Raw genomic sequence first — 22,499 nt, 5'->3', positions numbered from 1 at the left:
GGTTTGTTATCTCCTTCCATTCATTCCAGGGATCAGCACACTTGCTGGTCTTTTTTGCTCTGATTTTTCTCCTTCTGCTGGTATACTAAAAGAAAAAGGAGCACAGCGATGGATACTTTCGAAGATTACCTAACCCACATTGAAAATGACGATCACAGAAACAAACTCAGGGAGCTTTTTCAATGGATTTTGTCTGAATTTCCTGAATTAAATACGCGAATCGCTTGGAACGAACCGATGTTTACTCACCACGGAACGTTTATTCTTGGGATCAGTACGGCCAAAAAGCACCTGGCTGTTTCCCCAGAAGTCGCCTGTCTAAATAAGTTTTTACCTGCTATTCAAAAAATCGGCTATAGCCATACAAACAATATCTTTCGCATTAAATGGACGGAACAGATCAATTACACTCTTTTAAAGGATATGATCACGTTTAACCTTCAAGATAAGGCAGATTACACGAAGTTCTGGCGCTAACTCAACAAATCCCTTGACTTCAAGTGTAAATAATACTCTTTTTTTATTTTTTTGTTTAAACTAATCTTATTTAATAGAAAAGAGTGTCCATATGAAAACCCGTATTGAAGCGTCGAGCGATGCCGTAATTGCCATTGTTGTAACTATTTTAGTGTTAGAATTCAAATCTCCTGATACCCCTGATATTCATTTAGTAATGGAAAATTGGAGAAGTTTTTTAGTTTATATCGTTAGTTTTTTTCTGATATTTACCACTTGGTATGACCACTACCAGCTTTTTAAACTTTCAAATAAGATGACGAAGAACATTTTTTGGGCAAATGCCTTCTGGCTGTTCTTTTTGTCCATTATCCCGTTTACTACCTCCTTCGCTGGAAAATTTCCAGCCTATCGCGGAGCTTCGTTATTGTACTTAGCGAATATTTTTTTATGGGTAATCAGCTACGTCTACCTTACCTACTGCCTTGCGCAATCAAATCCCGAAAATGCTGGGAAAATCAAACAAATCGGTTTCTTGAATAAACAAGATCTGATTATTTTTATTGGCGGTGGGCTTCTGTCCTTCTTCATTAGCTGGTTCATTCCAATTTTCACGTGGGTCGTCTTAGCGCTGGCCTCAATTTTTACACTGGTTTTCAATCGGAACGGAAACGCTCGGATATAATTACTAAACGGACCAACAATTGCGTTGGCCCGTTTTATTTATGGACAAAATGCAACAAAAAGTTAAATAGTCGTCACAGAAATACGTTACAAAGAAAGCGATTTCTTGATAAATTGAAGGCATCCACTAGTGATGGATCAGCTAGTCCTTGTCACTTTAGCCAGAAATCGATAGAATTATTGGGACACGAGGAATTCTCCAATACACAAAAAGAGAGGTTTTTAGATGCATATTACAGAAAAAGATTTTGGCAAAAACTACCACCTGATCACTATTGAAAATGAAGCCGGTTTCCATCTGTCCGTCACGGATTTGGGAGCACGGATTGTCAGTCTTGGGCGCGAAATGGAATTGATCTTAGGCTTTGATTCTGCCGAGGAATATTTAGCAAAGGATGCGTTTATCGGAGCCTCAATCGGCCGAACAGCCGGTCGAATCGAAGCTGGTCGTTTCACACTTGAGGGCCAAAACTATCAAGTCATGACAGATCCATTGAACGGTCATTCTTTGCATGGCGGCCAACCAGGCTTCGAAACAAAGAAATGGGACTATACGATTGAAGAAGGGGAAAAAGAAGCCTCTATTATTTTTACAACTGTTAGTCCCGACGGCGAACATGGCTTCCCTGGGAATTTAAATGTTGAGGTGCGCTATACCCTGACTCAAGAAAATGTTTGGCGCTTAACGACAAAAGGCTTCAGCGATCAAACGACTTTATTCAATCCGACGAACCATGTTTATTTCAATTTGACTGGAGACGTTACCCAGTCAATCGATAATCATCAGCTTTGGGTGAATAGTGCCGACTTCGCTCCGCTGCGTCAAGACAGTATTCCAACAGGCGAAAAAGCGGCTCTTGCCGGTACTCCCTTTGATTTTCAAACGCCAAAGAATTTGGCTGGCGTATTTACTAGCGACTTTGAACAAAAAAATCAGTTCAACGGGATTGATCATCCCTTCTTCCTAAAGGAAAACGACTTGAACACACCCGCTGCTAAGCTGGTCAGTCCGGATGGCACAGTCGAAGTTGTCGTTTCAACAGATGCTTCGAGTGTCGTGATCTTTACCGCAAACTTCGGGGATAACGCCCCAGAGATGCGCGGAAAAAAATTAGCGGATCACGGTGGAATTACCTTTGAAACGCAAATCGCCCCTGGCGCTGAGCAATACCCAGCATTCGGCTCGATAAAGCTGGCGGCGAATGAACCTTTCGAAACCACCACAGAATTTAAAATAAACTTGAAAGAAGCGAATAAGCATGGAAATTAAACGCGAACTCAACACAAAATTTGCTGAAATTTTTGGTCCAAAAGAAACAACGCAATATTTTTCTCCTGGTCGAATCAACTTGATCGGTGAACATACGGATTATAACGGCGGACATGTCTTCCCTGCATCAATCACTTACGGTACTTATGGCGTGGCAGCTCCTCGCGAAGACACGAAGGTGTTGGTTTATTCTACCAACTTTGAGGATATCGGTGTTATTACCTTTGATCTAAACGATTTAACTTACGCTAAAAAAGACAATTGGGCCAATTATGTTAAAGGCATGGTCTTAAAGCTGAAGGAAGCAGGTCATACGATTGACCACGGTTTTGACTTATTGGTCGAAGGAACGATTCCTAATGGAGCGGGACTTTCCAGCAGTGCTTCATTAGAACTATTAGTCGGAGTGATGTTGGAAGATCTATTTAACTTAGATACCGACCGCCTTGAACTCGTTAAAACCGGTAAAAAAGTCGAAAATGAATTTATCGGTGTAAATTCAGGAATCATGGACCAATTCGCAATCGGCTTTGGCGATGTTGACCAAGCGATCCTCTTAGATACGAATACGTTGAAATATGAAATGGTGCCGGTAAAACTTGACGGCTATGCGGTAGTCATCATGAATACCAATAAACGGCGTGAGCTTGCGGATTCCAAATACAACGAACGCCGCAGCGAATGTGAAGAAGCCTTGGCTCGGCTGCAAAAACAATTAGACATCCAATCATTAGGTGATCTTGATGAAGCAACCTTTGAAGCCAATACCGCATTGATCGGTGATAACACCTTGATCCATCGTGCACGCCATGCCGTAACGGAGAATCAACGAACATTAGAAGCAAAAGCAGAATTAGTTCAAGGCAACTTAGAAGCTTTCGGAAAATTATTGAATGCGTCTCACTATTCCCTGCGCCACGATTATGAAGTAACGGGAATCGAATTAGACACATTGGTCGATGCTGCCCAAGCTCAGGACGGCGTCCTTGGTGCCCGCATGACAGGTGCAGGCTTTGGCGGTTGCGCCATTGCCCTAGTTAAGGAAGAAAATATTCCCGTCTTCAAAAACAACGTCTATGACGACTACATGAAGACTGTCGGTTATGCTCCAGACTTTTACGTTGCTCATATCGGCAGCGGAACAACTAAGATCGGTTAATTTGCTTAATAAAAGTACTCCCCTAGTTTTTTAGCTAGAGGAGTATTTTTGTAAAACGAAAAATTGCGCTGTTTTTGACTGTTAGATCGCCCATCCGCTTAACTCAGAATCCGTTTTACTGAATTAATATCACGGTGTATAATAAAATTGGAGGTGGTTATCATGTTACCTAGAGATGTTGCTGCTTTTCTAATTTGTGCACTTGGTGCTGTTTTAGGCGCATATACGATCGCTTTGTTCAAAAGAAGACCCTCCCTATTCCAAATGTTTGCTGCTTATTTTTTCTCTGGCGGATCATTGGTATTCTATTACTATTATTTCGAAGGATTCGGCTCGCCACTCATACCGCTTTTGTATTACGGTGTGGTTATCGGTACCGCTGTCGTATTTGCTAAATTTAGAAATAAATTGAATTCTTAACCATTCATCCAATTGAATGGTTTTTTTATTAAGTATTTTCAAACGAAAGGAGCGGCTCTTATTGCCTTCAATCAGTCACATCACGTTTATCGTAAAAAATCTTGAACGTTCCTCTAATATGTTAAAAAATGTCTTTGGTGCGAAAGAAATTTATTCTAGTGAGGCTATTCAATTTTCTGTTCATCCAGAAAAATTCTTTCTGCTTGATTCTCTCTGGATCGCATTAATGGAAGATCCAACAGTGGACTTGCCTAAGAGTTATAACCATATTGCATTCAATATTCCCATTTCAGAGCTGGAAGGGTATCGCTCTCGCATTAAAAAAGCCGGTCTAAAAATTGAAAAAGGCCGGTCAAGAATCACTGGCGAAGGTGAATCTATTTACTTTTATGATTATGACAATCATCTGTTTGAGCTGCACACAGGGAGTTTGGAGGAGCGTTTGACTAAATATAACTCTTATCAGGATTAGTTTTAAAGCCGTGGGCTCAGGTGGCTCGCTTTAGCGATTACCCTCTAAAGAATTTTTTTAACCGATTACTTGATAGACAAGTAGAATCGAGTGGTCCGACGATATGTTTATGCCATGTTGCGATATAATTGATTAAAATACTTTTTTGGCGGGTGTCTATCATGCAAAGAAACCAAAATCAAATGATGAAGAAGAAATCCAAGCTGAAATGGTTCATTATAATAGCAGTCATAATAATCATAGCTCTGCTAGGTATGTTTTTCTACGGGCAAAGCAACAAAGACTCAACCCACAACACATCAAGTGAGTCTTCTATTACGTCCTCGCAAGCTAACGATAGGAGCAGCTCGCAAAAAAATGATTATCCATATAGTGTTGCTTTTCCAGGCAATCAGATTTATCAAGGAAACTATGATCAATTAGGTTTTGCGATAACAACATATAGCGATCGCAGCGATATAATGGTTGCTTCTCGAACCAAAGCCAATCCCGATCCTACAGCACATATGGGAGAAAATGCTTCTCTTGTTCCAAAAAATATCTCGACTAAAAAAATAAACGTGGTAGAAAACGGAACAGAAAAAACAGTTAAAGTTAATACCGAACTCAAACTTTCTGATACAACAAATGCGGTTAGTGCCGACTTTTTCACTCCCTTTAACGGAAACGATACTAAAATTTTTGCCTATACTATGAACAATGATCATATTGCATTAGCATTTACTAGCAAAAATAGCGATTCCCACAAAGCTGCCGTATACCAAGCAATAGAATTCACACCAACAGATACTAGTACAAATAATTCTACAAATGATGTTGCTGAATCTTCTTCAGAAATAAATGATCAAGCTTCAAAAGAAAATCAAGCATATGCGGATATCCAAAATCGGTTAACAGCAGCCAGGGATGCAGCAATCGATAATCAAAACAAAGCAGTCGCAGCCGGCGGTTCGCCCAATGACGTTCAAAGCGCTGTATCGGCGGTAATTGCTGAAAGTGATGTGTTAAAAACAGAATACCCGCAATATAGTGATTACATTGAAAATAGTGTCCGACAATTGGGCTATTAATTCTTTTAGATAGATAAAATACTCAAAGACTAGAGCTTAGAATTTTAGTTTTATTATTAATTAAGGAGCAAAATATGATCAAACTAATTGACCAGTTAAGCAGTACTGATTTACAAGCTATCGCTCAAATTTGGTTAAAGAGCAATATTGAGGCCCATGATTTCATCAGTAAGGAGTATTGGCATAATAATTACCAGTTTGTGCTGAATTCTTTTCCAAGTGCAACCATTTATGCCTACTATCATGATAAAAAGATTGTTGGTTTTCTTGGTCTCATTGACGAATACATTGCGGGCATTTTCGTTTTGTATGAATACCGCTCACTGGGAATTGGTACCCAGTTATTAGAGGAAGCACAATCTGATCATACTCAGTTAACTCTGAATGTCTATAAAAAGAACGAGAATGCCGTACAATTCTACCTGAAAAAAGAGTTTACGATTCAAGAACAAAAACTAGATGCTGAAACAAATGAGATAGAATTATCCATGAAGTGGCAGCGGTCATGACTTCTTCGATACCACAATAAATCAAACAATAACTGTCTCAAAGGCCATCATTAGCTGATGGTCTTTTATGTTCCATTTTTCTCCTAATAATTTGAAACCGTTAATCTCAAACAGTCAGATTTCAGACATGGATGATTGTGCTATTTGCCCTATTTTTTCAAACTTACTCAATTTATCAATAACCTTAATTTATCTTTTATTAAAATCCCCGTTTTTTTTATGTTAAAATGATGAATACTGTTCAATGAAGGAGGTTCCAATGAAAAAAGATTCTGGGTTGGTTTATGGGTTTAGTGCATATATAGTTTGGGGCATCCTGCCGCTATACTGGAAATTATTAGGGAATGTCGGGTCAGTGGATATTCTATTTTATCGAATCGTATGGTCGTTGATTTTTATGACGATTTATTTAGTTATATTTCGAAAAATTCCGCTTTTTATTCGAGAAGTTAAGGAACTATTGAAAAGTAAACGAAATACCCTCGCCATTATCATCGCCGCGATTTTTATTTCTCTCAATTGGGGAATCTATATTTATACTGTCTCGATTGGGCAGGTTCAACAAGCCAGCTTGGGTTATTACATCAATCCCTTGCTAAATGTCTTGGCAGGCGCCATTTATTTGAAAGAACCACTATCTAAACAGGCAAAACTCGCAAGCTTTTCGGCTCTCGCGGGTGTCGTGTTATTGACGATTCAAACCGGGGTCTTCCCCTTCAACTCGCTCTTTTTAGCCGCTAGTTTCTGTTTGTATGGTCTGACTAAAAAGCAATTGCAGTTGAGCGCTGCTACAAGTATTACTTTGGAAACATTGATCATCGCTCCTTTTGGATTGATTTATCTGTTTTTCCTTTCACCAACGGGATTTATGCAGTATCCGATGAACACTAATTTACTACTTATTGGAGCTGGGATCGTTACAGCAATTCCTTTACTGCTATTTGCGACAGCTGTAAAAAAATTGTCTTATATCACTCTCGGCTTTTTGCAATATGTCAATCCTACTATTATGCTGGCCATGGCAATCTTTCTATTCCATGAGCCTTATGAACTGCCGCAATTTATCGCCTTCGCCTTTATTTGGCTGGGAATTTTAATTTTTGTTGCCGGAAATGTTATCGAATCACGTAAAAGAGGGCTTCGTCTGTAAAGACGAGCCCTCTTTTAGCCGAATACTTCTCATAACTTACGATTAATAATTGAATTCATTTACCTGTTCACCCGCTTTAAACACTTTACTCATCTTGACCCTTCCGTAATTTGTCGCATAGCAAAGTGCTTCTCGATGAGTCGTGAATGTTTCTTCCGTCATTTCCCCAACAATTGTTTCGACTTGAACTAAGTACTGATACTCCATATCTTTTCCCCATTTCTTTTCAAAACCGGCAGCGAGCAAAATTCATAGCGAGACTTTAGGCCAGGATCACCTAACTACTTATTTCTGTGGCTTAAGCAGTCAGTCCCTAACTCTGTTTTTATAATCATAGCGAGTTTTTATCGGGATTTCAATAACTTATGTTATATTTACTTACATAGAATAAAAATAATTTTCATTTTGCAACATTTTGTGTAACTTTTCATTACATGAAATTGGCAAAAAAAACGGTTCAAGCAAATCTGCTTGAACCGTTTCCTACACTCATACGTATTAGTTGGTCTTTTGAAAATTTTCGATATTATCGATTACTTTCTGCGCCAAGCGTACTTTTGCCATAGAGGTCAGTCCAGCGTTGGTTTTCCCAGCAAAAACATTCGGCAAACCGATTACGTCTTCTCCTAACCCTGCTTCCGTATCGCTGAACGCATAATTTCCCGGTTGCGCCAGCCAAGTTTTTAGCGCCGAAACTTCATGGGAGGGTGCAATCGACACGTTCATCAAAATTTTTCCATTGCCATATTTGTTAAAGGCTACTTCATCTAGCAAGACAACATTCTTGTTCAGGCAAGTGATTAAAATATCGACCTTCCCTAATAAATCGTCCAATGATAGATAGTCCATACCTAATTCTTTTTCTATTTCGGGTTTGCGCGTGCGACTGTAATAACTGACGTCCATCCCAAAAAAGTTCATTGTCCGCGCTAATAGACTGCCCACTGTGCCCATACCGACAATCCCAACTTTGACATTCGTCAATTCCATCGGTTCATCTTTCCACATTGCAGGACCACGGCCTTGCAATAGGCGAACCAATTCACTGATGGCATATTCCTTCACACCTTCATCGCCATAATCCCGCACACCAGTTACCACGATTCCCTTTTTTTCCGCATGAAGAATATCTACATTTGCATTTTCAGGTGCATATAAGCTGGCGCAAATGCCGATGTAGCGAATGTTCGGACAAGCATCCAATACTTCTTTGTCAATAAAGCTGGTAAAACTCAACATCACACAATCTGCATCGCCGATACGTTCAATGATTGTTGATGATTCAGTTGGAATATCTTCATAAAAGACGGTTTCCTCCGCCAACGCTTTCAACTTTTCATCCCACTCAGGCAATAATTTGGTTGGCTCAATCGCCACCATTTTTTTAAATTTCTTCATGTCAGCCTCCTAGATAATCATACTTCCTTCATGATAAGTCCTACAAATTTCTGCGTCAATGAAGAAGAACGATTCTGAGTCCTAAAGGCAACGAAATCTATTTACTTTCTATTTTTCTTTTTACCAAGCTGCCTGTCTACCACTCGCTTAAGACGCTTAGCTTCGCGTCCTTTCTTAATGCGCTCCATGCTTTTGCGATCATGTCCGTATGGATTATCCAACTTTGCCGCTTGTGTTTTTGTACCCACTTGACTTGATCCTTTATTCTTCTCAGCCGAAGATGCCGTTTTTGCGACTGGCGATTTCAGTCCATTTGACAGTGGTTCTTCTGAAAGTAGAGGCTTTGCGTCCTTTTTCTCTGCGGTTTTTTTACCAGACCCAACAGTCGAAGCGCTCTTCGGTTGCTGAGACGACGGCTCATAATCAGCGTTCAATACATCGGTCTTGTCAGCTGAGCCATTTTGAGCAGAACTTTCCTGCTCCTCTTGAGTCATCTCATATTCCGCATCAAGATACGTTTTATGGCTTTTGAATTTCACATATTCCGTGAAACGACGAACACCGGCAACTTGGAAAATTGTCAGGCTCGATAACATTTTTAAGACCTCACTCGTTTCAACTTCTGAACGAACTTGTTTGGCATCGCGCAGAGTCCAGGTGTGTTTTTTGCCAGCGGCATCTTTAAAAACGGACACAATGTTGAATTGATACTCTGAAGGTTCAGGTACCTCTTGATTTTTCTTATCTAAAAGCTTTTTATATAAACAAGTCTCCTTGGTAAACTTCTTGTATTCCTTACGGTTTTGAAAAAGGCGATCAAGAACCTGCTGCCATTCCTCAGCTTCAAAATAATCTTGAAAAAGGACGCAGTACTGACGCAGCGTGTTATTGGGTTTCGAAGTAAGAAAAATCTCGCGGAGCAACGTTTTGCAGCAATTTGAAAAATCTGCTAAACATAAAGTGTGTCTTATGAGGATCGCTACAGCAAACTCCACTACTTCCGCAGTATTTCCCGTTCGTTGATAAAATTGGCCTAGGCGTTTACTTAAGCTTTTTTCTCCCATAGCGAACAACTGTCTTTGCCCTAACTTTACTGCTTCCATCCTCCATCTTCCACCTTTCAAGAAACCGCTTGCATTTTATGCTTTAATAATATAACTAAAAATGCAACAATGTAAACAGTTTTTAGAAATACTCTTAATTAAAATAAATGATAAAAAGTTTGGGTATTTCAACTTTTAGAGATTCTATTTGCGTACCTTTATAATTACACTTTTTTTCAAAAAAATGATAAAAAAACATCAACAGAATAATCTGCTGATGTTTTCACTTTATTTTTTGGACTTGATTTCAACGATCTCATCGACTAATTCATCAATCGCTGGATCTTGCAAGTAATTTTTCAACGTCACAATCGTCATTTTCGGATGGGCTTTACGGGTTCGTTCTTCCAAGTCTTGGTGAACGACCACCATATCACTATCTGTCGGCACATCCTCGATGCGATAATTTTTCACTTCGATATCCGTGATACCCGCTTTTTGAAGTTTCTTTTTAAATGTTGTGGCCCCCATCGCACTGCTGCCCATTCCCGCATCGCAAGCGAACGAAACTTTATTTACTTCAGCAGTCATCATGCTTGCTGCTTTAGAGTTTTCGCCATTCAATAATTCTTTTCCTTCTGATTTCATTGATTTTGATTTTTGAACAGATTCTTCAAAACTTTCATCGTCGTCGGCCGTCTTGTCCGCCTTCAAAATTACAGCGGTCACTAAGAATGAAACGGCTGTCGCTATCACCACTCCGGCAATTACGCCAAAGAAATTTCCTCGAGGAGTCAGCGCCAAGTAAGAGAATATCGAACCGGGACTAGGTCCAGCCACTAAACCAACCCCAAGCAGCTGGAACGTCATCGTTCCTGCCATACCACCTGCGATCATCGCCAAAATCGTAATCGGTTTCATCAATACATATGGGAAATACATTTCATGAATCCCGCCGAAGAAGTGAATAATGATCGCGCCAGGCGCTGTCCGTTTCGCTACTTTCTTGCCAAAGAACGAATAAGCCAATAGTAATCCTAGACCTGGTCCAGGGTTTGAAGCCACCATGAAGTAGATCGATTTCCCTGCTTCTAGTGTCTGCTGCATCCCTAATGGATAATAAACACCTTGGTCAATCACATTATTTAAGAACAAGACTTTCGCCGGCTCATTGATCAGTGACAGTAATGGTAAAAATCCAGTTGAAACTAGTGCCTCGATCGCATTCGTCACAAATTGGTTGGCTGATTGAATCGTTGGGCCAATCACTAGATAGGACAAACACATTAAGACAAATCCAATGATCCCGATCGAGAAATTGTTAACGACCATTTCAAAACCAGCCGGGATCTTTCCATCTAAAAAGTCATCCGTTTTCTTCATGATCCAGCCACCCAATGGACCGATCACCATCGCGCCCATGAACATCGGAATATCCGAACCGATAATCAAGCCGATTGTTCCGATTGACCCCAACACCGCTCCGCGATGTCCGCCGATCATACGGCCGCCAGTATAAGCAAGCAATAATGGCAATAAATAACTGACTGTCGGACCGACTAATTCATTTAATGATTCGTTTGGAAACCAACCTGTTGGAATAAATAATGCGGTCGCGATCCCCCATGCGATAAATGCGCCAATATTTGGTAACACCATATTCGTTAAGAAGCCGCCAAATGCTTGGACTCTCGCACGCATTGATACCTGTTTACCTTCATTCGTTACATCCATTTCCTTCTCTCCTTTATTCCTTGATCAAATCCAACAACGCCTGCTCAGTTTCAACCTCAAATAATTTCTGATATAATTCCTCATTACTCAATAGTTCGCCTAAATTGGCGATCAACTCCAAATGCCCGTCGGGAGAATCGGATGATAAGGTAAATAATACCTCGACCGGTTCTTCACCCGGAAACATCACGGGCTCCTTCAAATGTAGGAAAGTCATCCCAATGCCGTTGCTTCCATGTTCCGGACGTGCATGAGGCATCGCAACTTTCGGCAATAGAATGATGTAATTACCGTTATCTAAAACATTTTGGATCATCGCCTCAACATACGATTCTTCAATAACACCTTTTTTCAGGAGCGGTCTGGCGCCCATTTGAATGGCCTCCTGCCAAGAATCTATCGCCTCAACAAACATCGTCTGTCCTGTTAACTGTTCTTTTAACATTTCTGCCTCCTATTTCTGCGATTCATAAGCAGCAGCCACTTCTTCAAGCAACGTTCCATCCAAATTGGAAATTTTTTTAATCGTGGCTTCCAAACCTTCTTCAGCAATCAATGACTTTATCTTTTCGGCCTCTGGATCAGCGGAATTACGATAGTGATAACCGGCCGCGATAATTTTTACGCCCACATCGTGGGGCAAATCCTCAATAGTTAGTTTTGCTACTGGAGCAACTAAACGATCCTCTGGGCCCAGCTTCCTGATTGGCGAGCCGCCCACACGAGCAATCTCATCTGAAAGCTTTTGATTTCCATGGCGTTTCAGTGTTTTTTCAATAAACTGCTTTAATTCTTTTCGTGAAAACGAATATTCTTTTACAAAATACTCTAAATTTTCCGCTAAAAACTGATTGACCAAACGAAGAATTTTTGAATCCTGAAGCGCTGTTTGAATGGTCTTATAGCCTTGCAATGCGCCTAAATACGCTACTGCCGCATGAGCCGCATTGACGATATAAAGTTTTCGTTCGATATACGGCTGCATCTCATCGATCATGACAGCTTTTTCCAGTTCAAACGGTGTCGCCGGATCGAATTGCTGCCGATTAATCACCCATTCATAATACGGTTCGACGATCGCGATCGCTTTTCCGTCAACGATTTTCCCAAGAGATTGGCGATCGATTGCCGTATTCACAAAATAGGCATACTGATCAAAAGTAGTTTGCTCTGCTTCAGTCAATAAGGCATAAACTTCTTTTTTCAAAATATCACTGGCGTTGATTATATTTTCATTCGCCAAAACATTGAGACTGCGCTTTTGTTCAAACCGTTTACTTAACCCCTGTGCAATAACTGGAGCAATTCTTACTAAATTATTCGCACCCACAGAAGTAGTTAAAATATCTGCTTCTTCAATCGCTGTTAGCACCTTTTCTGTCTCGGTGATACTATTTAAAGCTGTCACTTGATCAATAAAATCAGTTGTCGCATCTTCATCAATGATCTCGATCGAATAACCGCCAGCCTTATTCAGTTGTTGAATCAAAGTCTCATTCGTATCAACGAAACAAAGCTCAAATCCATTTTGATGTAAAATTTGTCCGATAAAACCTCGACCAATATTGCCTGCGCCAAAATGTACCGCCTTCATTTTCTTCACCTACTCCAGATTAGCATGATATTGCCACAAACTAGGCATATCTATCGCTTTTTCTTCTACCATCATCAAAGCAACGCTGTCTCCTAATAAAAGTAAACATTGTTCAAATAAGCTCGTCATCGGCTGAACCGAAGGAATCTCACCTGGTAAAGCCAGTTTTGTTTGTACTGGAATCCGAACAAAAAGGTCCGTATATTCCTTCATTGAACTATTAGCATTTGATCCAATATGTGCGACCGTCGCTTCAAAACTTTTGGCTTTTTTGGCAATAGCCAATGGGAAAGAGCTTTCTCCGCTGCCTGATCCGACAATCAACAGGTCCTTTTTTGTGATCGCGGGCTCTGTAATTTGACCGACCACTACTGTTTGAACACCTAAATGCGCTAAGCGCTTGGCGATCCCTTCTAATGAAAGCAGTACGCGACCGACACCAACAAAGAAGACTCGTTCCGCCTTTTCAACCTCTGATACTAGCCGATTTACATCCTCTGCTGCGATATTATCTAATGTTGCCGCAATCTCTTTTACGATTTTTTGTTCGACTGCTGTATACCCCAACGTTTTCCCTCCTTATCTCACTAAGACTGATTTGTTCACTGCTTCAGACAATAACTGACGATTCTCTGCTAATGTGTTGCCGGCAATGAAGAGACTCGTACTGCCTAACACTAGGTTCGTTGCTCCAGCATCCAATAAATCGGGAATCGTCGCTAACGATACCCGACCGTCAACTTGAATATCTATTTCTAAATCTTGTTCCTCGACCAATCGACGTAGATCAGTAATTTTTTTCAAGGCATAAGGAATTTGTTTTTCAGCCTTATTGGTCGCAAACCCTGGATTGATCAGCATCAGACATACCCGATCAATTTCTGGTAGAGCATAATCCAAAACATTTAAAGGTGTTGCCGGATTCAATGCTACGCCAACTTTGGTTCCCGTATTTTTGATTAATTGAATATAGCGATCCACGTGCAGGCTTGTTTCATGGTGAAAAGTGATTCCTTCAACGCCGATCTTCAACATCTCACCAATGAAGAATTCATTGTCGTTCGACATAATATGGACGTCGAAGTTCATTGAAGTGATCTCCCGCATTCTTTTAATTGTTTCAATTCCTAATGGCATGCTTGGACTAAATGAGCCATCGATGACATCGATATGCAAAGTGTCCATGCCGACAGCTTCCAATTCATTGATACTTTTTTCTAAATTCACTAAATCTCCGCACATGATGGATGGCGATAGAATGATTTTCTTTTCCATAAAATTCCTCCTACTTTCAATACACCGATTCTCTCCGGAAAAAATCAGCGTGGTTCGAATGCCGTACATCCTTCATTTACAAACCCAGTGTAACCGCTTAACAATTACAAGTCAATACAAACATGCGTATTTTTTATTTTTATTTGCGTGTTTATGCACGAAAAATTACTAAATCGCTATCTATATTGACACAAAACCGCATGCATGGCATGATGAACAGGAAGAAACCAGAAGGAGTGCGCACAATGTTAAAAGAAGAACGTCATCAAAAAATTGTCGATCTATTAAATATTGAACAAAAAGTTATTGCCAGCGATCTCAGTCAGCGCTTTAACGTTTCTGAAGATACCATTCGACGAGATTTGAAGGAGTTGGATAATCAGGGGCTTTTAAAAAGAGTTCACAGCGGCGCCTTGCGTGTTGGACCGCCGATCACAGATTTTAATTATCGTGAGACTGTAGCTAGTGACCGAAAAAAGGAGCTGGCTCATAAAGCCCTCCCTTTCTTAAAAGAAGATTCCGTCATTATTATTGATGGCAGCACGACGAATCTAGCTTTGGCTAAAGAGATTCCGCAGGATTTTCGAGCAACCATCATTACGAACAGCCCGCCGATTGCTTTGGAACTGGCCCAACATTCTAACCTCGAAATTATTAATATCGGCGGCGTTTTTTATAAACAATCGATGATCAATATCGGTGTACAAGCCTATAAACAGCTCCAGAATATTCGGGCCGATCTTTATGTCATGGGGATTTATAATTTGGATTTAGAGGCCGGAACCAGCGTTCCCACTACACAAGAATCAGAAATCAAACGCGAGATGGTCCGCATTTCGACCGAAGTCCTAGGCATGATCACTAACGACAAATTCGGTACCATCAGCAACCACATCGTCGGTCCAGTCGATGACTTGACCTATTTGATCTCAGAAGAAATTCCAGATAAGGTGCGCAAGGAATACAACAAACAAAAAATTGTTTTGATCGACTAATCCTATTACACAAAAAAGACGATGACCAGATTTTGGTCATCGTCTTTTTTAAGCTAAATCTTCATCTAAAATCGTTCCATTAACCACGATATTTGTATCGCCAATCAAGTAAAGCTCATCAGCTATGACGTTCACCTGAAGCTGCCCGCCTAAAACTTCGATCACTACCGGATCATTCTTAACCAGGCCTTTTTTAGTTAAAGCAAAAGCGGTCGAACCAGTTCCCGTTCCGCAAGCCAAAGTGAAGTCTTCAACACCACGTTCATAGGTGCGCTCCACAACCGTTTGATCAGGTAAAATATCATAGAAGTTTACATTCGCGCCTTTCTCAAAAGCCGCGTGATTTCGCAACTTTCTGGCAAAATCAAAAATCGTTTCTAACTCCGTCATAGCAAGATCGGGCACGTGAACGACTAAGTGCGGAATCCCTGGATTGCCCAACTCGACATAATCCACAATTACTTCTTTTCCATCCACTTGGATCGTTTTATCTGCTTCAAAAACAGTTGACGAATTCAGCTGCACTCGATACGTTCGGACATCTAAACGTTCCGCCAGCACATCTCCCGCGATCGTCTCGATAATCATTTTTTCTTTCGCGATCCCCGTCTCGTAAGCCCAACGAGCAACACAACGAGCGCCGTTCCCGCACATTTCTGCTTCTGATCCATCCGCATTGAAAAAACGAGCATAAAAATCACCTGCGCTGCGGGCCTCTTCAACCGCGATCAATGTATCGGCACCGACTGAAACGCGCCGGGTACAAACACGAGCTGAAAACTTTGTTAATTGGTCACTGGAAAAGTTCAATTCTCGATTATCGATCAGAATAAAATCATTTCCAGCGCCCTGCATTTTATAAAAAGGTACCTTCATGCTCCAAGCCTCATTTCAAGAATTCAGGAATCTCCTCATTTTGAATGATTTGATCCAACGTCTGTCTTTTTACAATAATCTCCGCTTGTCCCGCTTTTGTCAAAACAACTGCCGGAATTGCCAGTTTATTATAGTTGCTGGCCATTGAGAAACCATAAGCGCCCGTTGAAAAAGTAGCAAAAATATCGCCTGTCTCAACCGTCGGCAACTCGATATCTTTCACTAAAATATCGGTACTTTCGCAAGCTTTCCCAGAAACAGTCACTTTTTCAACCGTCGCATCGTCAGCCTTATTGGCCAAAATCCCCGTATACTCTGCTTCATAAAGTCCCGGACGAATATTGTCAGTCATTCCGCCATCAATGCTTACATATTTTCGCAAGCCCGGAAGTTCTTTGATCGCGCCGATCGTGTGTAAACTGATCCCTGCTTCCGCAACAATACTGCGGCCCGGTTCAATAACTACTGCTGGTTGCGGGAATTGCTCTGCTTCGCAAAATTCCAGAACCTTTTCCATCATTGGATCTGTGAAATAGCTAAACGGTTTCGGTTGATCCGCATCGGTATACTGTACCCCGAAGCCTCCACCAAAATTCAGCTCTTTGATCGTATAATCAAAACGAGCTTTTACCAATTTAACTAGATCCAAAGCAATTGTGACTGCTGACAAATGCGCGTGATTATCAAACAATTGACTGCCCACATGAAAATGGAAGCCTAGGAAATTCACTTCCGGTGTTTCAATGGCGTTTTGAATCTGTGGGAACAAAATAGCTTCATCAATTGGAATACCGAATTTCGAATCCTTTTGCCCGGTCGAAATAAATGAATGTGTCTGAACATTGACTTCCGGCGTAATTCGGAACAGAATATCCACCGTTTTGTTTTTTTCTTTGGCAATCGCGGCAATTAAGTCCACTTCTTGTAAGCTGTCGACGATGATCCGACCGACACCATAGTCGATCGCCATCGCTAATTCTTCGATTGATTTATTGTTGCCGTTCATCTCAATATGCGCGGCCGGAAAATCAGCTTTAATTGCGGTATACAACTCTCCATCCGAAACAACATCCAAAGAAAACCCCTGTTGCTGCACGATTTTTAACATCGCTAAGGTCGAAAATGCTTTACTGGCAAAGGCCACTCGTACATTTTCGTATTTTTCGACAAAATCTCGTTGCAGTTCTTGGCATTTTTCTTCGATCATTGTTTGCGAAAATACATATAGCGGTGTGCCAAATTTCTCTGCTAAAGCGACGGTGTCGCAGCCATCCCACATCAAATGTCCATTTTGTGTTTCAAATTCCATTATAAGCCCCCTCAATTAATCTTCGTTCAATCCAGCAATCAAATTTACATACGTCTGAATCCCTAAAAGCAGATTCACTTCATCAAATTTCATTTTTCCGCTATGCAGCGGATACGTGTAGCCCTTAGCTTCATCCCGAATGCCTAAAAAGAAAAACATCCCCGGAATCTCTTGCTGATACATCGAGAAATCTTCCGCGATCAAATACGGCGGTGTCTCTACATAATAATCTGCCGCAACTTTTTCCAGTGTCTCCACCATTTTCGGATCATTGTCTACCACTCGATACATGTGATTGAAATCAACCACTGCTTCACAACCGTATCCTTTTGCGATTTCACCCGCTAATAAGTTCACTCGACGAACGACTTCATCGTAGACCTGATCATCAAAAGCCCGCATAGTGCCATGCAAAACGACTTCTTTCGCCACGATATTCATCGCTTCGCCGCCATGAATCGTGCCAAATGTCAAAACAACATTGTCCAACGGTCCGATATTTCTTGCTAAAATGCTATTTAAACCAGAAATTACACCGCCAGCAGCTACAATCGCATCTTCGCCTAACTGAGGTTGAGCGCCATGAGTACTGACTCCTTTGATCGTAATCGTTACCTCCGCATTGCGAGCCATCATTGGCCCTGGGCGACAGGAAATCTTTCCCGCCGGCAAATCAGGAAAAACATGCAATCCGACGATTTCCTCCACACCCAGCTTCTGTAAAATCCCCGACTGCATGATTAATTCTGCTCCGCCTGGCCCCTCTTCCGCTGGTTGAAAAACAAATACTAATGTTCCCTGAATTTTTTCAGGATGTTTGTGTAAATAAGCAATGAAACCTAAAAGTGTTGACATGTGTCCATCATGCCCGCAAGCATGCATCTTTCCCGGTGTTTTTGAGGCAAAGTCATACCCTGTTTGTTCCTCTACCGGCAATGCATCAATATCTGAACGAAAAGCGAGGGTTTTTCCCGGCTTTTCTCCTCGTAAGACCGCGATCGTACCTGTTTCGATGACTTCGTACGTTTCCGTGACACCAAAGGCTGCCAACTTTTTTCGAATATACGCAGCCGTTTGCTTTTCCTTCAATCCCAATTCAGGAATTTGGTGCAATTCGCGGCGCATGGTAGTAACTAATTCTTCTAATTCTTTGACTTCCGTATCGATCATCGTCTCACTCATTTCCATAAATATTCTTAGAATAATGCTTTTTAGATTAGAAATCCATTGATAGTTTCTCATATTATAGTACAGATTGCTTCTTTGGTCATTAATTTGTTTCGCAAATTTTCAGTATATAGAAAGAAAAGTATTTCTATCTGTAAAATAGGCCTATTCGGACAGACTAAGCATCCTACTATTTGAATTAAATTGACCATTTATCCGTGAGCATCCTCACAACCCTTTTATGTTCTGCTATACTAAAATTAAAACTGCGGAGGTTTTCAATGCTTTCTCAACCCGATCATTACACTAAAAAACAAGGACTCAGTGCGTTCCTGCTTTTTCTGATTGTCTTTCTTTTCGCTTTTCTTCATGGCTTCTTAATAATGAGCTCGCTTCCCATAGCGCTGATAAATAGCTTAAATTTTGTTTTTCCTTTGTTGGATCTGCTTGTTCTGGTTATTTTTTTAAGAGCGTTTAAAGACAGACTGTCGTCGATTGGCTTGCATTCAAATCGACTTAAAAGAAGTATCTTTTGGGGAATTCTTTTGCTCGGAGTACAGCTCGTATTTTATTTCATCGTTACATTTTCTTTTAATAATGTGACTAAAATTATTTTAGGATCGACAAATTTGACCATGGTACTTCTCTTTTTGAACAGCGCTTTTGTGGAAGAAACCATTTATCGCGGATATATCGAAACGCGTCTAACAGGTCTATTCAGAAATGAGCATATCGCTTCCATCGTTACCGCTATCCTATTCATTCTTGCCCATTACCCTGTTAAGTGGATCAGTAGTCAGCAGTTCAATGCACTGACATTTCCGCATATTCTATTGCTGCTTACCTTGCATTTCACCTGTTCCTATACCTACCGAAAATCTGGCAGTTTATGGGGATCTGTGCTGCTGCATACCTGCTATAACTTAGCAAATTCTCTGATTATTTTTATTTAGCCAAAAAAACTGACGAAAACACCTAAACAGTGTTTTCGTCAGTTTTCATTTATTCTGTAAAACCATGATTGTCCGCCACTGTTTTGAACCAGTGACCAGATTTCTTGATCGTTCGTTTGCCTTCATTAGTGATATCGACCGAAATAAAGCCATAGCGATTCTTGTAGGCATTGGTCCATGACCAATTATCCATGCAAGTCCACATATGGTAACCGAGACAATTGGTTCCTTCTTGAATCGCTTGATGAACGTATTTCAGGTGATCTGAAACAAATTCAATCCGGTAATCGTCTTCAATCTGTCCATCTTGATTGATGTAGCGTTCTTCGCCTTCAACCCCCATCCCATTTTCCGAAATGAAGCAGCGGATATTTCCATAATTTTTCCGTGTATTCGTTAAGATATCATAAATCCCTTTTTCGTAGATCTCCCATCCCCGATAAGGATTGATTTTCTTTCCAGGCAGATCATAGTAATCAAAATAATCATCCGGCATCGGACCATGGCTTGGATCGATCGGCGTTTCCTTTGCTTTGATCCGTCGCGGTTGATAATAATTAATCCCCAGCAAATCAACCGTATTGTTTTTAATGATCTCCAAATCTCCCGCTTGAACTTCCGGTGCGATATCTAACTCTTTCACTACAGCTACTAATTCTGCGGGAAACTCGCCCTTCACTGCTGGATCAAGGAAAGAACGATTGAAAAAGACGTCAGCCATTTCTGCAGCTTTGACATCGTCAGGATTGTTCTCGTCTCTAGGGTAGCTAGGCGTTAGATTCAAAATGATCCCAATCTCTCCATCAAGACCCAGTTCACGATAGGCTTTAATCGCTTTTGCACTAGCCAGATTTTCATGATACCCCACCATCACCGCTTCTTCCATAATGACATGATTTGGATAATGAAATTGATAAAGATAGCCGCCCTCCACTGGAACGATCGGCTCATTATGAGTGAACCATTTTTTCACTCGATCACCAAACAACTCAAAACAAGTTTTTGCGTAAGCAACATACGCATCAACTGTTTCGCGATTGGTCCAACCGCCTTTTTCTTGCAGCGGCAACGGCATATCAAAATGATATAAGTTTAAAAATGGTTCGATATCATTCGCGATTAATTCATCAATATACTGATTATAAAAATCAACTGCTGCTTGATTCACCGCTCCCGTTCCTTCTGGTATCAAACGACTCCATTGAATTGATGTACGAAAAGAGTTATGACCAATCTGCTTCATCAACTGAATGTCCTCGCGAAATTTTTCATAGACACGAGATGTTTTATTAGGACCTACCTGATTGAAAAACTTTTCTGGCTCCAACTCAAACCAGTAGTCCCAAATATTCTCTCCTTTGCCATCTCCTTCAACTCTGCCTTCTGTCTGCGGCCCGCTGGCGGAAGAGCCCCACCAAAACTCTTTTGGAAATGTATACTTCATCTTCTTCTCCTCCAAATTCTTCTTTTTAATACTTATCATGGATATTACTCAATGAATCTTTTCGAATGAGCATCCTATCTTTCATCATTATGATAAACAACTTCTAAGTAAAAATCAATCATAATTAAATATATGACTAGACATACTTAAATAATCATGATAAATTATAGCTGTAATCGATTACAAAAAAATATAGAGGTGAAGAAAATGAATGGGTTTATGGATAAACTGGCGGAAAAAATCATGCCCCTAGCGAACAAGTTAGGGCAAAATCGATACTTGACTGTCCTAAGAGATGCATTTATGCTGTCATTCCCGCTGACCATGTTTGGGTCAATTGTTGTCGTTGTTAATAATCTACCTTTCTTTAATGATGCGACTAAAGGAACGTTGTCTGAGCTTTTTGGTAATGGACAAAATGCCACAATGAGCATCATGTCCGTCTTTGTCACATTCGGGATCGGCTATTATTTATCTGAATCATATGAAGTAGAAGGAATTTTTGGCGGTGCGGTTTCGTTTGCCAGTTTTCTAATTTTGACTCCCTTCGTCATGACATTAGAAAATGGCGAACAGATCAGCGGTATCTTGACGTTGGATCGTTTAGGGGCAAAGGGAATGTTTATCGGTATGCTGGCCGCATTTTTAGCTGCTGAAATCTATTGCCGTGTTACCAAAAGGGGCTGGCAGATCAAGATGCCTGACGGTGTTCCCCCTGCTGTCACAAAATCTTTCGCCGCTTTAATTCCCGCAGTCGTGACTTTGACTGTATTCCTGATCGTTAATGCAATTATGACCGGCGTATTCCATGCGAATCTGCACGATGTTATCTATGAAGTCATTCAAAAACCATTGACTGGTTTAGGCAGCAGCCTGCCAGCGACTTTGTTAGCACTTTTCCTAGTTCAGTTTTTATGGTTCTTTGGTCTTCACGGGCAAATCATTGTCAATTCTGTGATGGACCCGATTTGGAACACGTTAATGTTAGACAACTTGGAAGCCTATAAGGCAGGCAATCCTCTACCGCATATTATTACAAAACCCTTCATGGAAACCTTCACGGTTGGTTTAGGCGGTTCCGGTATGACTCTAGCCGTTGTACTATTAATGGCCTTCGTATTGAAGAAAAAGCAATACCGCGATGTCGGTCGTTTAGCTCTGGCCCCTGGTATTTTTAATGTGAATGAACCTGCAATTTTCGGTCTGCCGATTGTTTTAAATGCGACGATCTTGATTCCTTGGGTATTAGCACCTTTGGTTGTTACAACACTTAATTATTTAGTCATGGCTGCAGGCATTGTTCCCCCGCCAACCGGCGTCTCTGTTCCATGGACCGTGCCGATTGTTGCCAGCGGAATCTTGGCAACCAATTCTTGGTTAGGCGGAGCCTTACAAGTTCTTGACTTCATCATCGTTGGCTTTATCTGGTACCCATTCTTGCGTATCCTTGATCGCCAGCAATCCTACGATATCGAATAGTTTCCATAAGTAGTTAAGACAAGCCTAAAAAGTTTGTCTTAA

24 protein-coding genes are annotated in these 22,499 nt (G+C 40.9%); 12 read left to right on the top strand and 12 right to left on the bottom strand.

Translation table 11 applies throughout. From position 1 onward, the window contains the following. The first annotated feature begins 108 nt into the window (after window positions 1–108). The 9 genes from PGP85_RS01095 (at window position 109) to rarD (ending at window position 7,190) form a co-directional block, all read left to right on the top strand. Window positions 109–477: an iron chaperone gene (locus PGP85_RS01095; protein ID WP_010741968.1), complete on the top strand. Its 369-nt coding sequence runs from the start codon at window positions 109–111 to the stop codon at window positions 475–477. A 91-nt stretch (window positions 478–568) separates the two neighbouring features. Continuing rightward, window positions 569–1,141, top strand: coding sequence for a TMEM175 family protein (locus tag PGP85_RS01090; RefSeq protein ID WP_010741967.1), 573 nt, complete (start codon window positions 569–571; stop codon window positions 1,139–1,141). 225 nt (window positions 1,142–1,366) lie between these two features. Next, complete coding sequence (locus tag PGP85_RS01085) at window positions 1,367–2,410, top strand: aldose epimerase family protein (protein WP_270325588.1); 1,044 nt, start codon at window positions 1,367–1,369, stop codon at window positions 2,408–2,410. Continuing rightward, on the top strand, window positions 2,400–3,569 hold the full coding sequence (locus PGP85_RS01080) for a galactokinase (RefSeq protein WP_270325587.1): 1,170 nt from the start codon (window positions 2,400–2,402) through the stop codon (window positions 3,567–3,569). Before PGP85_RS01085 ends, PGP85_RS01080 begins: the two co-directional genes overlap by 11 nt. 162 nt (window positions 3,570–3,731) lie before the next feature. Next, window positions 3,732–3,989 (top strand): hypothetical protein, encoded by a 258-nt coding sequence (locus PGP85_RS01075; RefSeq protein ID WP_270325586.1) that lies wholly within the window; start codon window positions 3,732–3,734, stop codon window positions 3,987–3,989. 61 nt (window positions 3,990–4,050) lie between these two features. Then, entirely contained in the window at window positions 4,051–4,461 is a 411-nt protein-coding gene (gene fosX / locus PGP85_RS01070; protein ID WP_010741963.1) for a FosX/FosE/FosI family fosfomycin resistance hydrolase, read from the top strand. 161 nt (window positions 4,462–4,622) lie between these two features. Beyond that, a complete protein-coding gene (locus tag PGP85_RS01065; RefSeq protein WP_270325585.1) occupies window positions 4,623–5,531 on the top strand; it encodes a hypothetical protein in 909 nt (302 codons plus the stop codon). A 74-nt stretch (window positions 5,532–5,605) separates the two neighbouring features. Continuing rightward, window positions 5,606–6,040, top strand: a complete 435-nt coding sequence (locus tag PGP85_RS01060; protein WP_270325584.1) for a GNAT family N-acetyltransferase — start codon at window positions 5,606–5,608, stop codon at window positions 6,038–6,040. 259 nt (window positions 6,041–6,299) lie between these two features. Continuing rightward, a complete protein-coding gene (gene rarD / locus PGP85_RS01055; RefSeq protein WP_270325583.1) occupies window positions 6,300–7,190 on the top strand; it encodes an EamA family transporter RarD in 891 nt (296 codons plus the stop codon). Between the two features lie 42 nt (window positions 7,191–7,232). On the opposite strand, the gene PGP85_RS01050 is transcribed toward rarD, so the two are convergent. The 8 genes from PGP85_RS01050 to PGP85_RS01015 all read right to left on the bottom strand — a co-directional run bounded on the left by PGP85_RS01050 (window position 7,233) and on the right by PGP85_RS01015 (window position 14,234). Further along, a complete protein-coding gene (locus PGP85_RS01050) occupies window positions 7,233–7,397 on the bottom strand; it encodes a hypothetical protein (protein ID WP_010741959.1) in 165 nt (54 codons plus the stop codon). 291 nt (window positions 7,398–7,688) lie between these two features. Then, window positions 7,689–8,588 carry an NAD(P)-dependent oxidoreductase gene (locus PGP85_RS01045; RefSeq protein ID WP_270325582.1) on the bottom strand — a complete coding sequence of 300 codons (900 nt, stop codon included), beginning with the start codon at window positions 8,586–8,588 and terminating at the stop codon, window positions 7,689–7,691. Window positions 8,589–8,689: 101 nt separating this feature from the next. Next, window positions 8,690–9,691 (bottom strand): hypothetical protein, encoded by a 1,002-nt coding sequence (locus PGP85_RS01040; protein WP_270325581.1) that lies wholly within the window; start codon window positions 9,689–9,691, stop codon window positions 8,690–8,692. 228 nt (window positions 9,692–9,919) lie between these two features. Beyond that, window positions 9,920–11,365, bottom strand: a complete 1,446-nt coding sequence (locus tag PGP85_RS01035; protein ID WP_270325580.1) for a PTS mannitol transporter subunit IICB — start codon at window positions 11,363–11,365, stop codon at window positions 9,920–9,922. Window positions 11,366–11,378: 13 nt separating this feature from the next. Next, window positions 11,379–11,810: a PTS sugar transporter subunit IIA gene (locus PGP85_RS01030; protein ID WP_270325579.1), complete on the bottom strand. Its 432-nt coding sequence runs from the start codon at window positions 11,808–11,810 to the stop codon at window positions 11,379–11,381. 9 nt (window positions 11,811–11,819) lie between these two features. Continuing rightward, the gene (locus PGP85_RS01025; RefSeq protein ID WP_270325578.1) at window positions 11,820–12,959 is read right to left on the bottom strand and encodes a mannitol-1-phosphate 5-dehydrogenase; all 1,140 of its coding nucleotides are present in this window, start codon (window positions 12,957–12,959) and stop codon (window positions 11,820–11,822) included. A gap of 9 nt (window positions 12,960–12,968) precedes the next feature. Further along, window positions 12,969–13,526 carry a 6-phospho-3-hexuloisomerase gene (gene hxlB / locus PGP85_RS01020; RefSeq protein ID WP_251865133.1) on the bottom strand — a complete coding sequence of 186 codons (558 nt, stop codon included), beginning with the start codon at window positions 13,524–13,526 and terminating at the stop codon, window positions 12,969–12,971. Between the two features lie 12 nt (window positions 13,527–13,538). Beyond that, the gene (locus PGP85_RS01015; RefSeq protein ID WP_270325577.1) at window positions 13,539–14,234 is read right to left on the bottom strand and encodes a ribulose-phosphate 3-epimerase; all 696 of its coding nucleotides are present in this window, start codon (window positions 14,232–14,234) and stop codon (window positions 13,539–13,541) included. 245 nt (window positions 14,235–14,479) lie between these two features. Between PGP85_RS01015 and PGP85_RS01010 the strand changes: the two genes are divergently transcribed. After that, window positions 14,480–15,229 (top strand): DeoR/GlpR family DNA-binding transcription regulator, encoded by a 750-nt coding sequence (locus tag PGP85_RS01010; RefSeq protein WP_010741950.1) that lies wholly within the window; start codon window positions 14,480–14,482, stop codon window positions 15,227–15,229. Between the two features lie 48 nt (window positions 15,230–15,277). Here PGP85_RS01010 and dapF read toward each other — a convergent pair whose 3' ends face one another. Genes dapF through PGP85_RS00995 form a run of 3 tightly spaced genes read right to left on the bottom strand, consistent with a single transcriptional unit; the run spans window position 15,278 to window position 18,584 of the window. Then, window positions 15,278–16,105, bottom strand: coding sequence for a diaminopimelate epimerase (dapF, locus tag PGP85_RS01005; RefSeq protein ID WP_270325576.1), 828 nt, complete (start codon window positions 16,103–16,105; stop codon window positions 15,278–15,280). Between the two features lie 10 nt (window positions 16,106–16,115). Next, window positions 16,116–17,414, bottom strand: coding sequence for a diaminopimelate decarboxylase (lysA, locus tag PGP85_RS01000; RefSeq protein WP_270325575.1), 1,299 nt, complete (start codon window positions 17,412–17,414; stop codon window positions 16,116–16,118). A gap of 15 nt (window positions 17,415–17,429) precedes the next feature. Further along, the gene (locus PGP85_RS00995) at window positions 17,430–18,584 is read right to left on the bottom strand and encodes a M20 metallopeptidase family protein (RefSeq protein WP_177184064.1); all 1,155 of its coding nucleotides are present in this window, start codon (window positions 18,582–18,584) and stop codon (window positions 17,430–17,432) included. Between the two features lie 632 nt (window positions 18,585–19,216). On the opposite strand from PGP85_RS00995, the gene PGP85_RS00990 reads away from it, so the two are divergent. Continuing rightward, on the top strand, window positions 19,217–19,534 hold the full coding sequence (locus PGP85_RS00990) for a CPBP family intramembrane glutamic endopeptidase (RefSeq protein ID WP_270326113.1): 318 nt from the start codon (window positions 19,217–19,219) through the stop codon (window positions 19,532–19,534). Between the two features lie 49 nt (window positions 19,535–19,583). Here the strand turns inward: PGP85_RS00990 and PGP85_RS00985 are convergent, their stop codons facing one another. Next, complete coding sequence (locus PGP85_RS00985) at window positions 19,584–20,978, bottom strand: glycoside hydrolase family 1 protein (protein ID WP_270325574.1); 1,395 nt, start codon at window positions 20,976–20,978, stop codon at window positions 19,584–19,586. Between the two features lie 207 nt (window positions 20,979–21,185). Here PGP85_RS00985 and celB point away from each other — a divergent pair, with 207 nt between their 5' ends. Further along, the gene (gene celB, locus PGP85_RS00980) at window positions 21,186–22,457 is read left to right on the top strand and encodes a PTS cellobiose transporter subunit IIC (protein ID WP_010741944.1); all 1,272 of its coding nucleotides are present in this window, start codon (window positions 21,186–21,188) and stop codon (window positions 22,455–22,457) included. Window positions 22,458–22,499: the final 42 nt, after the last annotated feature.

It is taken from the genome of Enterococcus malodoratus, assembly GCF_027659535.1.
Taxonomy (GTDB): Bacteria; Bacillota; Bacilli; order Lactobacillales; family Enterococcaceae; genus Enterococcus_A; species Enterococcus_A malodoratus.
This window is presented reverse-complemented; position numbering and strand designations above follow the sequence as displayed.

What these genes read in the sequence shown, in the direction of transcription:
- PGP85_RS01080 (WP_270325587.1), top strand. Translation starts at nt 2,400, where the DNA reads ATGGAAATTAAACGCGAACTCAACACAAAATTTGCTGAAATTTTTGGT.
- PGP85_RS01045 (WP_270325582.1), bottom strand. Translation starts at nt 8,588, where the DNA reads ATGAAGAAATTTAAAAAAATGGTGGCGATTGAGCCAACCAAATTATTG.
- PGP85_RS01015 (WP_270325577.1), bottom strand. Translation starts at nt 14,234, where the DNA reads ATGGAAAAGAAAATCATTCTATCGCCATCCATCATGTGCGGAGATTTA.
- dapF (WP_270325576.1), bottom strand. Translation starts at nt 16,105, where the DNA reads ATGAAGGTACCTTTTTATAAAATGCAGGGCGCTGGAAATGATTTTATT.
- rarD (WP_270325583.1), top strand. Translation starts at nt 6,300, where the DNA reads ATGAAAAAAGATTCTGGGTTGGTTTATGGGTTTAGTGCATATATAGTT.
- PGP85_RS00995 (WP_177184064.1), bottom strand. Translation starts at nt 18,584, where the DNA reads ATGATCGATACGGAAGTCAAAGAATTAGAAGAATTAGTTACTACCATG.
- celB (WP_010741944.1), top strand. Translation starts at nt 21,186, where the DNA reads ATGAATGGGTTTATGGATAAACTGGCGGAAAAAATCATGCCCCTAGCG.
- PGP85_RS01060 (WP_270325584.1), top strand. Translation starts at nt 5,606, where the DNA reads ATGATCAAACTAATTGACCAGTTAAGCAGTACTGATTTACAAGCTATC.
- PGP85_RS01090 (WP_010741967.1), top strand. Translation starts at nt 569, where the DNA reads ATGAAAACCCGTATTGAAGCGTCGAGCGATGCCGTAATTGCCATTGTT.
- PGP85_RS01085 (WP_270325588.1), top strand. Translation starts at nt 1,367, where the DNA reads ATGCATATTACAGAAAAAGATTTTGGCAAAAACTACCACCTGATCACT.
- PGP85_RS01030 (WP_270325579.1), bottom strand. Translation starts at nt 11,810, where the DNA reads ATGTTAAAAGAACAGTTAACAGGACAGACGATGTTTGTTGAGGCGATA.
- PGP85_RS00985 (WP_270325574.1), bottom strand. Translation starts at nt 20,978, where the DNA reads ATGAAGTATACATTTCCAAAAGAGTTTTGGTGGGGCTCTTCCGCCAGC.
- PGP85_RS01010 (WP_010741950.1), top strand. Translation starts at nt 14,480, where the DNA reads ATGTTAAAAGAAGAACGTCATCAAAAAATTGTCGATCTATTAAATATT.
- PGP85_RS01035 (WP_270325580.1), bottom strand. Translation starts at nt 11,365, where the DNA reads ATGGATGTAACGAATGAAGGTAAACAGGTATCAATGCGTGCGAGAGTC.
- PGP85_RS00990 (WP_270326113.1), top strand. Translation starts at nt 19,217, where the DNA reads ATGGTACTTCTCTTTTTGAACAGCGCTTTTGTGGAAGAAACCATTTAT.
- PGP85_RS01075 (WP_270325586.1), top strand. Translation starts at nt 3,732, where the DNA reads ATGTTACCTAGAGATGTTGCTGCTTTTCTAATTTGTGCACTTGGTGCT.
- PGP85_RS01040 (WP_270325581.1), bottom strand. Translation starts at nt 9,691, where the DNA reads ATGGAAGCAGTAAAGTTAGGGCAAAGACAGTTGTTCGCTATGGGAGAA.
- PGP85_RS01050 (WP_010741959.1), bottom strand. Translation starts at nt 7,397, where the DNA reads ATGGAGTATCAGTACTTAGTTCAAGTCGAAACAATTGTTGGGGAAATG.
- PGP85_RS01095 (WP_010741968.1), top strand. Translation starts at nt 109, where the DNA reads ATGGATACTTTCGAAGATTACCTAACCCACATTGAAAATGACGATCAC.
- PGP85_RS01025 (WP_270325578.1), bottom strand. Translation starts at nt 12,959, where the DNA reads ATGAAGGCGGTACATTTTGGCGCAGGCAATATTGGTCGAGGTTTTATC.
- PGP85_RS01065 (WP_270325585.1), top strand. Translation starts at nt 4,623, where the DNA reads ATGCAAAGAAACCAAAATCAAATGATGAAGAAGAAATCCAAGCTGAAA.
- lysA (WP_270325575.1), bottom strand. Translation starts at nt 17,414, where the DNA reads ATGGAATTTGAAACACAAAATGGACATTTGATGTGGGATGGCTGCGAC.